This window comes from Variovorax sp. RCC_210 (assembly GCF_041355175.1).
Classification (GTDB): Bacteria; Pseudomonadota; Gammaproteobacteria; order Burkholderiales; family Burkholderiaceae_C; genus Variovorax.
Window position 1 is genome coordinate 335725 of record NZ_JBFUPJ010000006.1, and the last position, 15303, is coordinate 351027.

A 15303-nucleotide genomic window follows, 5' to 3' on the forward strand; every position below is an offset into this window, starting at 1 on the left:
ACCATGCGCGCGTCGTGCATTGCGAGCTTGCTCAGGAAGCATTTGAACAGTCGAACAGTGGAACGCGAGGGCGTGGTGGCGGGACGCAGTGTGGAACGGCCGACCTCTGGCAACCTGCGGGACAAAGCCGCCAGGCGGGATGCGATAATTTGACAAATGCGAATCATTGTCATCAACTCCAGGGGCCGCGGCCAAGCCTGACGGGCTGCGGCGAACCCAGAAGCTTCGATGGTGGTCGGCGAATCTCCCCTGCAGCAAACGGCGCACGCGCTCTACCGCGACCACCACGGATGGCTTTTCGGATGGTTGCGAGGCAAGCTGGGCAACAGCGGTGACGCGGCCGACATCGCGCACGACACCTTCATGCGCGTCTGGGTCGGGCTGCGGGCCGACACGGTTCCCGCGCTGCGCGAACCGCGCGCGTACCTGACGACGGTGGCCCGCCGGCTGGTAATCAACCACTACGAGCGGCAATCGCTGGAGCGGGCATATCACGCCTCGCTCGCGCTGATTCCCGAGGCGCTGGCGCCCTCGGTCGAAGAGCGCGCCATCCTGCTCGAGACGCTGCACGAAATCGACGCCCTGCTCGACGAGCTGCCCGCCAGGGTGCGAACGGCCTTCCTGCTTTCCCAGCTCGAAGGCCTCGGCTACGAAGACATCGCGCTGCGCTTGCAGGTGAGCGTGCGCACGGTCACGCGCTACATGGCGCAAGGCTTCGCGCAGTGCCTGCGGCTGATGCTGGCCCAGCCCGCATGAGCACGTCGCGGGCGCGGGACGTGGTCGATGCGCGCCTGGTCGACGAGGCCGCGCAGTGGTTGGCGCGCATGCACGCCGGCCGGTTCAGCGAGGCCGATGCGCGGCGCTGCGAGCAGTGGCGCAACCAGAGTCCCGAGCACCAGCGCGTGTGGCAAAGCGCCGAGCAACTGAGCCGCAAGTTCGGCGCGGTGCTGCCGGCGGTCGGCATGCCGGTGCTCGACCGGCGGCGCGGGCTGGCGAACCGCAGGGCCGTGCTTCGCACCGTGGCCGTGCTGCTGGGCGCGCCGTCGGTCGCATGGATCGGCTATCGCTCCGTGCCCTGGCAGGCGCTGGGCGCCGAGTACCGCACGGCCACGGGCGAACGCCGTGACATCGAATTGGCCGACGGGAGCCGCGTCGCGCTGAACACCGCAACCGCAATCGACGTGATGTTCGACGCCACGCAACGCCTGGTGCGGCAGCGGGGAGGGGAGATCCTGGTCGACACCGCGCCCGACCCGGCCCCCGGCGCGCACCGCCCTTTTTCAGTGGAAACAGCGCAGGGCCGCCTGCGTGCGCTGGGCATGCGCTTCATCGTGCGCAGCGAAGAAGGCCGCAGCCGCCTGACGGTGCTTGCTGGCGCCGTCGAGGTGCGACCGGTGCGCGCTGCCGACGCGCCCGCGGTGATCGCCGCCGGGCAGCAGGTGACTTTCACCGCCGACGCACTGGGCCCCGTGACCGCTGCCAGTCCGGGTGCCGGCGCCTGGACGCAGGGCGTGCTCTATGCCGAGGAGATGCCGTTGGCCGAACTGCTGGCCGAGATCGGGCGCTATCGCAGCGGCATCCTGCGTTGCGATCCGGCCGTGGCGACGCTGCGCGTGTCGGGCGCTTTCCAGCTGGCCGACACCGACCGCATCCTCGATGTGCTGGCGCAGACACTGCCCGTGCGCATCGATGCGCGCACCCGCTACTGGGTGAGCGTCAACGCGCGCTGAAATCGCTGCGAATTTTTTTGTCGAAAACGTGTCCGGTTCGGGCGGCTCGCCTGTCATGTCGGTTGAAACCCTTTCACCGACCGATTTGCGACAAGGACATTCCGACATGACCGACCGGCCCCCCGTACCCCAGACCTTCCCCGGCCCGCAACGCCGACAGCGCCCGAGCGTGCGCGCGGTGCACGGCGCTGTGTGCGCGTTCGCGATGACCGCCACCGCGCTGGCCACCGCCTTGGCCTTGGCCACTTCGCAGGCCCACGCGGCGGACGCCGTCGCCGCACCCGCGCGCAAGGCCTACAGCATTCCCGCCGGCGCGCTCGGCCCGGCCTTGCTGAGCTTCGCAGGGCAGGCGGGCGTCAACCTCAGCCTCGACCTTGCCCGCACGCGCGGGCTGACAACGCCCGGCCTGGCCGGCGAATTCTCGGTAGAAGAAGGCTTTGCCCGCCTGCTGGCCGGCAGCGGCCTGCGCACGCGGCGGCTCGCGGGCGGGGACTTCACGCTGGATGCCGTGACACCACCGACTGCCGCCGCCACCGCCGGCGCGGCCGCCGCACCGCAGGCCGGGTCCGCATCTCCAGGCGCCGAACTGCCCGCCGTCACGGTCACGGCGCGCACGCAAAGCAACCTCATGGCGCCCACGCGCCAGGTGACGGTGCTCGAGCGCGAAGAGCTCGACACCTTGCGCCAGGGCTCCGACAGCGTGGCCACGCTGCTGAGCAAGGTGGTGCCGGGCATGGCCGACTCGAGCCACACCATCACCGATTTCGGCCAGACCCTGCGCGGGCGCAACATGCTGGTGCTGGTCGACGGCATTCCGCTGAACACCAACCGCGATTCGTCGCGCAACCTCGCGAACGTCAGCCCGGCGGACATCGAGCAGGTCGAGGTGCTGCGCGGCAGCAGCGCCATCTACGGCAGCGGCGCGGCCGGCGGCATCGTCTCGATCCGCACGCGCCAGCCCAGCGGCGAGACGCGCGTGGAAACCACCTTCACCGGCGTGTCGCCGCTGTCGCGGCTGGGCTCCTCCGGCCTGGGCGGCGAGGTGCAGCACTACCTGTCGGGCGGCGGCGAAAAACTCGACTATTCGGTGGGCCTGGGCGCGCGCCACATCGGCGGCTCGTTCGACGCGCGCGGCGACCGCATTGCGCCGGAGCCCAGCCAGGGCGACCTGTTCGATTCGAGCATCTACAACGCCTCGGCCAAGATCGGCTACCGCATCGACGCGGACCAGCGGCTGCAGCTGTCGGCGAGCCACCACGACGCCATCCAGGACACCGACTACGGCTCCGACCCCGCGGTGGCGAAGCTCGCCGCGGGCACGGCCGCGGCGCGGCCGCTGAAGGGACTGCGGCTCGCCGAGCAGAACCGCGTGAAGAACACGCTCCTGGGGCTGGACTACCAGCACCGCGACGTGGCCGGCAGCACGCTGGCCGCGCAGCTGTACTACCGCGACTTCTTCACCCGCTTCGCGCCCTTCGATGCGCGCGGCGTGCCCGTGCGCGGCGCCAACGTCGACCAGGTGACGCAAAACTCGAGCGTGTTCGGCGGCCGCCTCACCGTCAAGACGCCATTCGGCGCGGACAAGAAAACCCAGCTGACCTGGGGCGCGGACTTCAACCAGGAGCGCACCGACATGCCGCTCGATGTGTTCGACCCCAAGCTCTACGACGCCAGCGGCGGCCTGCAGTTCCACAAGACCGGCACGCTGATCTTCATGCCGCCGATCACCACGCGCAGCCTGGGCGGCTTCGCGCAGCTGCAGCACAAGTTCAGCGACCGGTGGTCGGTGGAGGGCGGCGCGCGCTACGACCGCGCCAGCGCGCGCTTCGACAACTTCGTGCCGCTGTCGCAATCGCGCGCGGCCAGCCCGCGCCAGGTGACGGGCGGCACGGTCGACTACGGCGCGTGGACGTACAACGCGGGCGTGGTCTTCAACCCGGTGAAGTCGCAAGACCTGTATGCGTCGTACAGCCAGGGCTTCGAGCTGCCCGACATCGGCCTGCAGGTGCGCAACGCGACGCCGTCGTTCAATATCGCGGGCTCCGACCTGGCGCCGGTGAAGACCGACACCGTGGAGCTGGGCTGGCGCGGGCGCTTCGCCAACACCTTGGCGAACCTGGCGGTGTTCCAGTCGCAGTCCGACCTGGGCGCGGTGCAGAGCTTCAACAACGGCCTGAGCCTGCTGCGCACCAAGGAACGCATCCACGGCGTCGAAGGCGGCGTCGACCACTTCAGCGACGACGAACGCTGGGCCATGGGCGCGACCTTCACCTGGATGAAGGGGCGCGAGTTGCCGCAAGGCAGCAGCAGCTACCAGGACATGACGGGCTACCGCATTCCGCCGCTGAAGCTCACGGCCTACGTCGAATACAGGCCGACCAGCGCGTGGAGCCATCGCTTGCAGGCGACCTCGTACGCCTCGAAGGACTACCGGCTCGACGGCGCAAGCAGCTTCGGGCGGCGCGACACGCGCGGCTACACCACGGTCGACCTGGTCAGCCGCTGGAAGATCGACGAGAAGAACAACGTGGTCATCGGCATCGAGAACCTGTTCAACCGCCGCTACTTTCCGCTGTACAGCCAGCTGCTTCGCAACAACAACAACACGAGCCGGCTGCCCGCCGCGGGTGCGGTGCTGAAGGTGAGCTACACGCACCGCTGGTAGGCGGGGCCGGTCAAGGCGGTGCCGACGCCAACGGCATCGGCGCGTGCTGCCGCCGCCGGATCCACAGCATCGTCAATGCCAGCCAGACCATGCCTTCGCAGACGGACGCCAGCACGTCGCTCAGGTAGTGCGCTCCCACCACGACGCGGCTGAACGCCACTGCCGCGACCGCCAGCGCGCACAGGGTCACGGCGCCGGCGCGTGCGCGCGGCCCCATACCGGAGGCCAGCAGCACATGGCAGGCGACCAGGCCGTAGAGCATGGCCGCCGCGATGGTGTGGCCGCTCGGAAAACTGAACGTGCTCGACACGGCGGCCGAGGGCCAGCGGGGCGGGCGAGGCCGCTCGAAGACCTGCTTGAGAACCCAGTTCATCGCCATGGCGCCGAGCGGCGAAACCAGCGCCGCGGCCAACCACCGGCCCTCATGCCGGCGCCACAGGAAGACGCACAGCAGCATCAGGTAGATCACGACGAAGCCCGTGTCGTGGAGATGGCTGGTCCAGCACATCGCCTGGTACAGGACGCCGTCGCCGGCGAAGGCGAAGTGCCGGTGCACCATGGCATCGAGCCCGGGAAACCACGTGCCGCGAAACACGGCGAGCGCGAGCGCGACGAAACCGGCGGCGCCCGCGATGGCCAGAGACAGGAGGGCGCAGGGCGACGGCGACGAGTGATGGGAAGCGCGATGCGCAATGCGCGAAGAGGGGTGTCGATGGCTCACCCGCCGAAGATCGCGTACGGGTCCTTAACTCCGCCTTAAACCAATGCACCGCGGGCGTGAATCCGTGAGCAGGCGAAGTCCCGGTCCGCGGCGCAGCTTGCGGCGCTCGCCCGCGCCGGCGCCACTGATCGGATTCGTTCTTTGTGGAATACGGCGTGCTGTCGTGGTGCTGTAGTGAAAAGCATGCGTCGATGCGCCGCTTTCGCGTCTTTTCGGCGCGTTGTGCAACCAATTACCGATTGACAAACACGATGCGGCTGGCAGTCTTGCGTTTGCAGCATCCCCCAGCGTTCCGGCGTCCGACCAGGAGAAGAAAATGCAAAGTGGCCTACGCCAGTTGTATGTCTATTCGGCAGCGCGCACGAACAGCCTGTTCGCTCTTGCGGCGGCGCTTGCGGGCGTCTGTTCCTGGCTCGTCTACTGGTTCGGCGAGTGAGCCGCGAGGCAGCGCCTTTTCTTCACAACGAACTTCCGCCTACCGGCGCTCATCGGCCGTCTTGAGCTCGAGGTATGTCGCGCGATCGACTTCGTGCAGCTGCGTCGGATACCGCTCGGTGGTGCTGTACCACGCGTTGCGGCGGCCCGATGTGTCGGGCGCGGAAAGGAATGCTTCCACGGCGAGAAAGTAGCGCATGGCGTTGCGCTCCAGCAGGCCGTGCGTGCCCCGGATGAAATCGGGTTCGCCATCGGCCGTCTTTCCGGTGACCGTGAAGCCGACTTTCGAGCGGCCGAAGGTCGCGAGGTAGGCCTGCATCGCCGCGGCGGTCAACGCGCTTTCGTCGTAGGCGTAGGAGAAGTGCAGGAAGCTGTGCGCGCCGTCGACGGGCACGGCCTCGAAGGCGATGCGGTAGTTGCCGGTGCCCAGAGGCCCTTGCGCCGCGTGCAGCTGCAGCGACATGTACTGCGGCGCGGCCTGCGCCACGCGAAAGTCGAAGGCCAGTTGAAAAGCGCTGTCGATCGGCCGGTCGTACTTGCGCACCACGCTCAGCGAGATGCCGGGCACGCCCGCGCCGCTGTCGGCGGTCACGCTGCACGCCCGGTTGTTGATGTGCAGCAGCAGGGCCTCGCACCACGCCTGTGGCTTGCCCAGCGAAGCGGACATGACGGCCAGCGGGTGATCGACGATGGCGTACACCTCGCCCTGGAGGCCGTGCGGCGTGTCGCTCGCGTGCAGCAGCACCGGGCGCTTCAGGGGCGATCGAGCCAGCTGCTCGCGCATGTCCAGCAGCTTGGCGGACAGCGCGTCGGCATCCGACGCGTGCGCCGGAACTCCCCCGAGCGCAAAGCCGAGGGTCAGCGCCGCGGCGGCGCCGCGCAGCAATTGGAGGTGGAAGGCGTGCATGGCCTTCGCAGTGTCGAGCGCGCTGACTTAAGGGGCACTTATGGGGCACTTACGGGGAGCATGCTCCCTCGTTTCTCAAGGCTGCGACCGACGTCCCGCTATCGGTCGAAGCGCGCGCGCACCGTCAGCCCGGCGCCGGCTGGTCCGTCCTGCAGCGAGACGCTCGCGCCGTTGCGCTCGGCCAGCGCCTTGACGATGGCCAGCCCGAGCCCGCTGCCCGACGGATCGCCGTCGCGAACGTGCTCGCCGGCGCCGCGGTAGAAGCGGTCGAACACGCGCTCGCGCTCGGCCGGCGCAATGCCCGGGCCGTCGTCGCTCACGTACAGCTCCGCCGTGCCGTCGCTCGTCACCGACGCGCCCACGTCGACCCGGCTGCCCGGCGGCACATAGTGCAGCGCATTGCGCACCAGGTTGTTGAGCACGACCTGCAGCTCGTGCAGGTCCGCGGCAACCGTGGCCTTCGAGCCCGCCTCCGCGCCCAGGTCGATCTGCCGCAGGGATGCGGCGCGCGAAAAGGCCGACACGGTGTCGAGCACCAGCCGGTCGAGGTCGACCTGCTCGCGCGGAGCGCGCCGCGCCTCGATCGCCTCGACGGCATCGGGGCCGGCGCGCGACAGTTGCAGCAGTTGCTCGACCAGCCGTTGCAGCCGGTCGATGCCTTCGCGCGTGTCGCGCAGCGCGGCGGCGCGTGTCGCATCGTCGTGCGCCTGCTCGAGCAGGTCGATCTGCAGCCGCACCGCGGTCACCGGCGAGCGCAGCTCGTGCGCCGCGTCGGCGACGAACTGCTGCTGCGTGGCGAAGGCGTCGGCCACGCGTTTCATCAGGCCGTTGAAAGCACCGACCAGCGGCTGCAGCTCCCCGGGCATCTCGGCGCCGTCGATCGGCTCGAGCGTGAGCGCATTGCGCTGCGCGATCTGCGCCGTGGCCTCGCCGAGCGGCGCCAGCCCGCGCCGCAACGCGATGACCAGCAGCGCGCCGATCAGCAACGCAAGCACCAGCAGCGGCGCCAGCAGCTTGGAGGCCGCCTCGACCGCCATCTGGTGGCGCGCCGCGGTGCGTTGCGCCGCGAGCACCACGAAGCGATCGTCCACGACCGTGAAGCCGCGCCATTCGACGCCGTCGAGCATCAGCTGGCGCGCGCCCGGCGCGGCGGAGAAGGCGAACGCGTAGTCGCCGTAGGGCCCATCGACGGCGCTGCCGTCGCGCCGCCAGACGCGCGTGACGAGGTCGCCCTGGTCGGGCGCCGGTTCGCCGCGCGGCCGCGTGGGCGTCACCGCCAGCAGCTGGCCGTTGGTGTGATAGCGCGCGACCGACGTGGCGACCTCGCGCAGGTTGTCGTCGAGCACCTCGTTCATCTCGTCGAGCACGAAGACGTAGCTCACCAGCACCAGCAGGATCGAGCCGAACGCGAGCGCGCCCAGCGTCCATTGCAGCAGTCCACGCCGGAGCGAGCGCAAGGTGTTCAGTCCGCCACGCGGTAGCCCACGCCGCGCACGTTGACGATGGCCGCGGCGCCTAGCTTCTTGCGCAGGTAGTGCAGGTGCACCTCGACGGCATTGCTGCCGATTTCTTCTCCCCAGCCGTACATGGATTCCTCCAGCTTCTCCTTGGACAGCACGGCGCCGGGGCGCTGCATGAGCGTTTCGAGCAGCGCGAATTCGCGTGCCGACAGCGCCACCGGCGCGCCGGCCTGCGTCACCGTGCGGCGCAGCGGGTCGAGCACCAGGTCTCCCGCCACCAGCTGCGATGAGCCGCTGCCCGCGCGGCGGCGAATCAGCGCCCGTGCGCGCGCCACCAGCTCGTCCATGTCGAAAGGCTTCACCAGGTAGTCGTCGGCCCCGGCGTTCAGGCCGGCGATGCGCGATGCCACGGCGTCGCGGGCGGTCGCCACGAGAACGGGCAGGTGGTTGCCCTGGCGGCGCATGCTCTCGAGCAAGGTCATGCCGTCTTTCACGGGCAGGCCCAGGTCGAGGATGGCAAGGTCGTAGACCGCGTCGCGCAGCGCGAGCTCGGCGGCCGCGCCGTCGTGCGCCCAGTCGACCGCGAAGCCGGCGTTGAGCAGCCCCTGGCGCACGGCCTTGCCGATCATGGGGTCGTCTTCGACGAGAAGCAGGCGCATGGGTGGTGAGGCTTCAGTCCAGGTGCAGCAAACGCAGCGCGGCGCGCTCGCACGCATCGTAGCGCGACCACAGCGGCCGGCTCCATGTTTCCAGCGCAGGCCGCAGCACCCGCGCCAGGCCCGCGCCCGCGGCCGCGACCGGGAGCGCGGCCGCCACGTCGAACGGAAAGTGCACGCCCAGGTACACGCGCGCCCAGCCGACCAGCACGCCCGCGCCCATCAACGGAAAGACCAGCCACGAGCCGCGCGCGGTGGCCAGCGTGGCGAACGCAAGGCTCCACAGCAGCGTGACATGGTCGCTCGGCAGGCCGGGGTCGGCGGCGTGCGCCAGGTATTGGTGGCCGAGGTGCATGGCGAACGGCCGCGGCGACGGCCATGCGAGGCCCACGAGTTGCGCGAGGCCGAGGGCCATCACGGCGGCGACAGCCACATGCACCAGGTCGAGCCGCACCGCGCGCCCGCCGCGCACCCACAGCGCGACCCAGGTCACCGGCACGGCCAGCACGAGCCACTGCGCCAGGGCGCGCGCGAGCGCCAGCGCGGCGTGGCCGGGCTGCGCGCCGGCGTTGATCAGCTCGAAGAGGTGGATGTTGTCGAAGGTCATGCAGGAGGGGCATGTTCGCGGCGCGTCACTTAACGCCGGCTTAAGTCCCTCGATGGCCTGTGCGCTGCGCCGCCTTAAGCCATGGGTAAGTCGTGGCCGCCGAAGCTCGGGCCACGACGGATCGACATGAACGCTTCTGCACACCACCCCTCCTCATCGTCTTCATTGCGCGCACCGCTGCTCGCCACGCTGGCGCTGTGCGCCGCGCTCGGCGGCTGCGCTGCCTACCATGCCGCGCCGTTGCCCGATGCGGCGTCGTTCCCGGCGACAGTGCCACACGCCGCGCTCGACGGCATCGACGGTGCCTTGCCAGCCCTGCCGGCCAAACCCTTCGATGCCGGCGACGGCCTCGACCTCGATGAGGTCGCCACGCTCGCGGTGGTCAACAACCCCGACCTGCGCATCGCGCGCGCCGCGGCCGGCGTGTCGGCCGCGCAGGCTTTCTCGGCCCGGCTGTTGCCCGACCCCCAGGTAAGCCTGACCCGCGACTTTCCCGATGTGACCGGCGCGGGCATCACGAGCGCGTTCGTGGCCGGCGCGAGCTACGCCATCAACGCACTCATCACGCATGCCGCCACCGTCGAGGCCGCCGATGCCGATGCGCGGCAGGCACGCGGCAACCTGCTGTGGCAGGAATGGCAGGTGATCGCGCAGGCGCGGCTGCTGTACGTGCGGCTGGACGCCGCGCGCCAACGCCGTGTCCTGCTCGAGCGCACCTCCGCGCTGATGGCCGATCGCTACCGCCGCACCGGCGAAGCGCTCGCGGCCGGCCTGCTCACCGCCGACGCGGTGTCGCCGCACCTGGCCGCGCTGCAAGACGTGCAACGGCAGCTGCACGACCTCGAGCGCCAGACCCATCAGGCCGACAGCGACCTGCATGCGTTGCTGGGCCTCGCGCCCGACACCGCGTTGCGGCTCCAGGGGAGCGCCGCGCTGCCCGCGTTCGACGCCGCGGCCGTGCGCGCGGCGGCCGACCGCCGGCTCTCGGCCCGCCCGGACATCGCGGCGCTGCGCGAGGGCTACGCCGCGCAGGACGCGCGCGTGCGGGTGGCGCTGCTGGGCCAGTTCCCGGCGCTCACGCTGGGCGTGCAACGTTCGCGCGACACCAGCAACACCTTCACGCGCGGCTTCGGCATCACCCTGGGGTTGCCGATCTTCAACGGGAACCGCGGAGAGATCGCGGTGCAGAACGCCACGCGCGACAAGCTGCGCGCCGAGTACCAGCAGCGCCTGAACGCCGGGGTGACCGACATCGCGCGCGTGACCGCCGAGCAGGCGATCAGCCAGCGCCAGCTTGCGGACGTCGACGCGGCCCTTGCGCAGCTCGAAGCCAGCGCCCGGCGCGTGCGCGCGGCCTGGCAGGCCGGAAACGCCGACGCGCTCGCGCTGGCGAGCGCAGAGACCGCATGGCTCGCGAAGCAGGGCGAACGCATCGACGCGATGCAGGCCATCCAGGAGCAGCGCGTCGGCCTGCTCACGCTCACCGGCGGCTATGAAGCCGCCGCCAAAGAACCCACATGAAACCGAATCGAATTTCTTTCCAGGCCAAGGCCGTTGCCTCGGTGGCGGCCACGTTGCTGCTGATGGCGGGCGCCGTGATGGTGTTCAGGGCGGGCGCCTCGGCCAAGCCCGCGGCCGCCGCGCCCGCGCAGGACGTGGTGGCCACCATTGCGTCCGTGGTGCCCGTGCGCACGCGCGTGCCCCTCACGGTGACGGCCTGGGGCGACGTGGCGCCGGCGCAGTCGGAGTCGATGAGCCTGCCGCGCGCGGGGCAGCTCGTGGCCTTGCCTGTCGTGGTGGGCCAGCGCGTGCGCAAGGGCACGGTGGTGGCGCGCGTCGCACCGGACTCGGCCTCGGAAACCGGCTATGCCACCGCGCAGAACGCGTGGCGGCTCGCGCAAGGTGAGAGCCAGCGCACGCAGGCCCTCTTCAAGCTGCAGCTGGCCACGGTGTCGCAAGTGGAGGCAGCTCGCAAGAGCGAGCAGGACGCGCAAGCCGCGCTCGACGCACTGCGCAAGACCGGCGCCGGCGCCGGGGAAGCGGCCGTTGCCGCGCCGTTCGACGGCGTGGTGACGGCGCTCAACGCGGCGTTGGGCGACCGGCTGGCGGCGAACGCGTCGATCCTGCAGCTCGGGCGCGTCGACACGCTGCGTGTCAACCTCGGCATCGAGCCTGCCCGCCGGGCGGCGGTGCACCTGGGCGACGTCGTCAGCCTCACGGCGTTGCCGTCGCAGGGTTCCTCGTCGGGGAACAGCAACGGCAACGCGACCCTGCCGGCCGGAAGCAGCAACGCGACCCTGCCGGCCGCAGTGCAGGGCCATGTATCGAGCCTGCAGGACCTGGTCGACGCGAAGACGCAGCTGGTCAACGCGGTGGTGCAGGTGCCTGCCGCGTCCGCCGGCGCGCTGGTGCTCGGCATGCGCGTGCAGGCCGGCATTTCGACCGGCAGCGTCGACGGCTGGCTGGTGCCGCGCCTGGCAGTGCTCAACGACAGCCAGGGCGACTACGTGTTCCAGGTGCGCGACGGCACGGCGCACCGCGTCGGCGTGCAGCCGCGTGCCGAGGTGCACGGCCAGGTCGCGGTCGACGGCGCCATCGACGCGGCGTTGCCGGTGGTGTCGCTCGGCAACTACGAGCTCCAGGAAGGCATGAAGGTTCGGGAGGGTGCCAAGTGAAGGCGGCCGCGTGGCTGTCCGCGCACCGCCGGTCCGTGCTGTTCCTGGTGGCGCTGCTTGCGCTGGCGGGGGCGCTCGCGGCATTCAGGCTGCCGGTGTCGCTGTTTCCCACGGTGCAGTTTCCGCGCGTGTCGCTGTCGCTGGACGCTGGCGACCAGCCCGCGAGCCAGATGGAACTGCAGGTGACGCGCCCGGTCGAGGAGGCGGTGCGCAGCATTGCCGGCGTGACCAACGTGCGCTCCACCACCAGCCGCGGCAGCGCGGAGGTGTCGGTGAGCTTCGACTGGGGCAGCGACATGGTGGCGGCCACCTTGCAGGTCAACGCCGCGGTGGCGCAGATCCAGTCGCAGCTGCCGCCCGGCACGCGGGTGGCCGCGCGCCGCATGGACCCGACGGTGTTTCCCATCATTGCCTACAGCCTGACCTCGAAGAGCCTGTCGCCGACCGCGCTGCGCGACCTTGCGAGCTACCAGCTGCGCCCGTTGCTGTCGGGCATTGCGGGCGTGGCCACGGTGCAGGTGCAGGGCGGTGCCTCGGAAGAGGTGCGCGTGAGCGCCGATCCGCGCCGGCTGCAGGCCTACGGCCTGTCGATGGACGACCTGTCGAAGGCCTTGGCGGCCGGCAACTCGCTGAGCGCGGCCGGCCGGCTCGAAGACCACTACAAGCTCTACCTGGTGCTGGCCGACACGCGGCTGGCCGGCGTCGACGATGTGCGCCAGGCCGTGGTGGCCAGCGGCGCCAACGGCGTGGTGCGCGTCGGCGACGTGGCCGAGGTGGCGCGCTCGACCACGCCCGAATGGCTGCGCGTGACGGCCGATGGCCGCGACGCGGTGCTGCTGTCCATCCGCCAGCAGCCGGGCAGCAACAGCGTGCAGATCGCGACCGACGTGAAAGCCGCGCTCGACGGCTTCGCCGGCCAGTTGCCGAAGGACGTGCGCGTGGCCAACTGGTACGACCAGAGCGAACTGGTCACGGCCTCGGCCAGCAGCGTGCGCGACGCGATCCTGATCGGCGTGGTGCTCGCAGCGATCGTGCTGGTGGTGTTCCTGCGCAACCTGCGCGTGACCGCCATCGCCGTGGTGATGGTGCCGGCCGTGCTGGCCATCACCGTCGTGGTGCTGCAGCTGCTGGGCATGAGCTTCAACATCATGACGCTGGGCGGCATGGCGGCGGCCGTGGGGCTGGTGATCGACGATGCCATCGTGATGATCGAGCACATCGAGCGCCGCCTGGCCGAGGCCAGCGAGAAGGCCAGCCAGGAGGCCAGCGAGAAGGCCAGCCAGGAGGCCAGCGAGAACAGCGCAGGCGGGCGCCTGGGCGTGGTCGATGCGGCGATGGAGTTCCTGCGCCCGCTGGCCGGTTCGAGCGCGGCCACGCTGGTGATCTTCGCGCCGCTGGCGTTTCTCTCGGGCGTGACGGGCGCTTTCTTCAAGGCGCTGTCGCTCACCATGGCCTCGGCGTTGTCCATCTCGTTCCTCGTCACCTGGCTGGCGGTGCCGCTGCTGGCCAGCTTCCTGCTCGGCAGGCAGCACAGGCCCGCGGCGGACGACCGCGTCACGCGCTGGTTCAAGCTGCGCTATCGCCATTGGCTGCTGCGCTGCATCGCGCGGCCCTGGGTGCTCGTGGTGTGCGTGGCCGTGCTGCTGGGCACGGGCGGCTTCGCGTTCAGGCAGGTGGGCTCGGGCTTCATGCCGTCGATGGACGAGGGCGGCTTCATCCTCGACTACCGCACGCCGCCGGGCACGGCGCTGTCGGAAACCGACCGGCTGCTGCAGCATGTAGAGGCCATCGTGCGCGACACGCCCGAGGTCGACACCTATTCGCGCCGCACCGGCACCGGCCTGGGCGGTGGCCTCAGCGAAACCAACCAGGGCGACTTCTTCATCCGGCTCAAGGCAGGCCGGCGCCGGCCGGTGCAGGAGGTGATGCAGGACGTGCGCAGCCGCGTCGAGCACCAGGTGCCGGGCGTGAACGTCGAGCTGGCGCAGCTGATGGAAGACCTGATCGGCGACCTGACCGCGGTGCCGCAGCCGGTCGAGGTGAAGCTGTTCGCGGCCGACGCGGCGCTGCTGCCGGGCGCGGCCGCGCAGGTGGCGCAGCGCATCGGCAAGGTGCCGGGCCTGGTCGAGGTGCGCTCTGGCATCAACCCCGCGGGCGATGCCCTCGCGGTGCACGTGAACCGGGTGGCCGCTGCGGCCGAAGGCCTCGACCCCGACCAGGTCACGCGCGCGCTGCAGGCGGCGTTGGCCGGCTCGGTGGCCACGTCGTATGCGCAGGAGACCAAGATCGTGGGCGTGCGCGTGTGGACGCCGGCGGACAGCCGCGCGACGCAGTCGCAGCTCGACGACCTGCCGCTGCGCGCGCCCGACGGCCACCTGGTGCCGCTGGCCCGCATCGCGAGCTTCGAGACCTTGAGGGGGCAGCCGCAGATCACGCGCGAGAACCTCAAGGCGATGATCGCCGTCACCGGCCGCATCGAGGGGCGCGACCTCGGTTCCGTGGTGCAGGACGTGAAGCAGGTGCTGTCGGCCGACGGCGCACTGCCCAAGGGCGTGTACTACGAGCTCGGCGGCCTCTACCAGCAACAGCAGATCGCGTTCAAGGGCCTGATGACGGTCTTCGCAGCGGCGGTGGCGCTGGTGTTCCTGCTGCTGCTTTTTCTCTACGAGAGCTTCACGGTGGCGTTTGCCATCCTGTGCACCTCGCTGCTGTCGGTCTCGGCGGTGTTTATCGGGCTGTGGCTCACCGGCATCGAGCTGAACATCTCGGCCATGATGGGCATGACGATGATCATCGGCATCGCGACCGAGGTCGCGGTGTTCTATTTCTCGGAGCAGCGGCAGCGCCACCGCGCGGGGCGCGACCTGCGCCGCAGCCTGGTGGGCGCCGGGCAATTTCGCGCGCGGCCCATCGCCATGACCACGCTCGCGGCCATCCTGACGCTGCTGCCGCTCGCGTTGGCCATCGGCGCCGGCTCGGAGATGCAGCAGCCCCTGGCGATCGCGATCATTTCGGGCCTGGTGGTGCAACTGCCGCTGGTGCTGTTCTTCATGCCGACGCTGTACGCATGGCTGGAGCGGCGCAAGGGCGCCGCCCCTTCGGCGGCAAATACCCCCACGGACGTGCCCAAAATTGTGAATTAGTAGCACTTGGCAGTACTACTATCGCGCCCCGTGCCGAGCCCTTTTCCTCGTTTGATCGTCTCGTCTTGCCCCTGCTGCATGCCAGCTTCGCGGGGCGCCTCCCCTGGCCCGAACCCTGGAGATTCCTGATGAACCCACGCAGCAACGCATCCGAATGCGCGCTGGCCTGCCTTGTCTCCCTTGTCTCCCTTGCTGCACTGGCCGGGGCCATGCCTGCCCAGGCTGCAGCCGCCGACGAACTCACGCTGTACACCACGCGCGAGCCCGCGCTGATCCAGCCGCTGATCTCGGCCTTCAGCGCGCA

Annotated in this window: 11 protein-coding genes; 6 read left to right on the forward strand and 5 right to left on the reverse strand. The window is 70.3% G+C overall.

Going from position 1 to position 15303, the window contains the following annotated elements; genetic code table 11:
• The first annotated feature begins 228 nt into the window (after positions 1 to 228).
• From AB6807_RS19850 to AB6807_RS19860, 3 genes are all read left to right on the forward strand, one after another.
• Positions 229 to 756: a sigma-70 family RNA polymerase sigma factor gene (locus AB6807_RS19850; RefSeq protein ID WP_371085890.1), complete on the forward strand. Its 528-nt coding sequence runs from the start codon at positions 229 to 231 to the stop codon at positions 754 to 756.
• The gene (locus tag AB6807_RS19855; RefSeq protein ID WP_371085891.1) at positions 753 to 1730 is read left to right on the forward strand and encodes a FecR domain-containing protein; all 978 of its coding nucleotides are present in this window, start codon (positions 753 to 755) and stop codon (positions 1728 to 1730) included. Before AB6807_RS19850 ends, AB6807_RS19855 begins: the two co-directional genes overlap by 4 nt.
• A gap of 106 nt (positions 1731 to 1836) precedes the next feature.
• Positions 1837 to 4395: a TonB-dependent siderophore receptor gene (locus AB6807_RS19860; protein WP_371085892.1), complete on the forward strand. Its 2559-nt coding sequence runs from the start codon at positions 1837 to 1839 to the stop codon at positions 4393 to 4395.
• A 10-nt stretch (positions 4396 to 4405) separates the two neighbouring features.
• On the opposite strand, the gene AB6807_RS19865 is transcribed toward AB6807_RS19860, so the two are convergent.
• The 5 genes from AB6807_RS19865 to AB6807_RS19885 form a co-directional block, all read right to left on the reverse strand.
• A complete protein-coding gene (locus AB6807_RS19865) occupies positions 4406 to 5116 on the reverse strand; it encodes a phosphatase PAP2 family protein (protein WP_371085893.1) in 711 nt (236 codons plus the stop codon).
• A 475-nt stretch (positions 5117 to 5591) separates the two neighbouring features.
• Entirely contained in the window at positions 5592 to 6458 is an 867-nt protein-coding gene (locus AB6807_RS19870; RefSeq protein ID WP_371085894.1) for a hypothetical protein, read from the reverse strand.
• Positions 6459 to 6556: 98 nt separating this feature from the next.
• Entirely contained in the window at positions 6557 to 7915 is a 1359-nt protein-coding gene (locus tag AB6807_RS19875; RefSeq protein ID WP_371085895.1) for a sensor histidine kinase, read from the reverse strand.
• Between the two features lie 5 nt (positions 7916 to 7920).
• Positions 7921 to 8577: a response regulator gene (locus AB6807_RS19880; protein WP_371085896.1), complete on the reverse strand. Its 657-nt coding sequence runs from the start codon at positions 8575 to 8577 to the stop codon at positions 7921 to 7923.
• 13 nt (positions 8578 to 8590) lie between these two features.
• Positions 8591 to 9181, reverse strand: coding sequence for a phosphatase PAP2 family protein (locus tag AB6807_RS19885; protein ID WP_371085897.1), 591 nt, complete (start codon positions 9179 to 9181; stop codon positions 8591 to 8593).
• Positions 9182 to 9307: 126 nt separating this feature from the next.
• Between AB6807_RS19885 and AB6807_RS19890 the strand changes: the two genes are divergently transcribed.
• From AB6807_RS19890 to AB6807_RS19900, 3 genes are read left to right on the forward strand one after another with little or no spacing between them, the layout of a single operon-like run.
• The gene (locus AB6807_RS19890; protein WP_371085898.1) at positions 9308 to 10702 is read left to right on the forward strand and encodes a TolC family protein; all 1395 of its coding nucleotides are present in this window, start codon (positions 9308 to 9310) and stop codon (positions 10700 to 10702) included.
• Entirely contained in the window at positions 10699 to 11856 is a 1158-nt protein-coding gene (locus AB6807_RS19895; protein WP_371085899.1) for an efflux RND transporter periplasmic adaptor subunit, read from the forward strand. Before AB6807_RS19890 ends, AB6807_RS19895 begins: the two co-directional genes overlap by 4 nt.
• Positions 11853 to 14999, forward strand: a complete 3147-nt coding sequence (locus AB6807_RS19900) for an efflux RND transporter permease subunit (protein ID WP_371085900.1) — start codon at positions 11853 to 11855, stop codon at positions 14997 to 14999. Before AB6807_RS19895 ends, AB6807_RS19900 begins: the two co-directional genes overlap by 4 nt.
• Positions 15000 to 15303: the final 304 nt, after the last annotated feature.

Bases quoted from the DNA above. Each gene is read 5' to 3' on its own strand.
- AB6807_RS19850 (WP_371085890.1), top strand. From the start codon at position 229: ATGGTGGTCGGCGAATCTCCCCTGCAGCAAACGGCGCACGCGCTCTAC.
- AB6807_RS19855 (WP_371085891.1), top strand. From the start codon at position 753: ATGAGCACGTCGCGGGCGCGGGACGTGGTCGATGCGCGCCTGGTCGAC.
- AB6807_RS19860 (WP_371085892.1), top strand. From the start codon at position 1,837: ATGACCGACCGGCCCCCCGTACCCCAGACCTTCCCCGGCCCGCAACGC.
- AB6807_RS19870 (WP_371085894.1), bottom strand. From the start codon at position 6,458: ATGCACGCCTTCCACCTCCAATTGCTGCGCGGCGCCGCCGCGGCGCTG.
- AB6807_RS19880 (WP_371085896.1), bottom strand. From the start codon at position 8,577: ATGCGCCTGCTTCTCGTCGAAGACGACCCCATGATCGGCAAGGCCGTG.
- AB6807_RS19885 (WP_371085897.1), bottom strand. From the start codon at position 9,181: ATGACCTTCGACAACATCCACCTCTTCGAGCTGATCAACGCCGGCGCG.
- AB6807_RS19890 (WP_371085898.1), top strand. From the start codon at position 9,308: ATGAACGCTTCTGCACACCACCCCTCCTCATCGTCTTCATTGCGCGCA.
- AB6807_RS19895 (WP_371085899.1), top strand. From the start codon at position 10,699: ATGAAACCGAATCGAATTTCTTTCCAGGCCAAGGCCGTTGCCTCGGTG.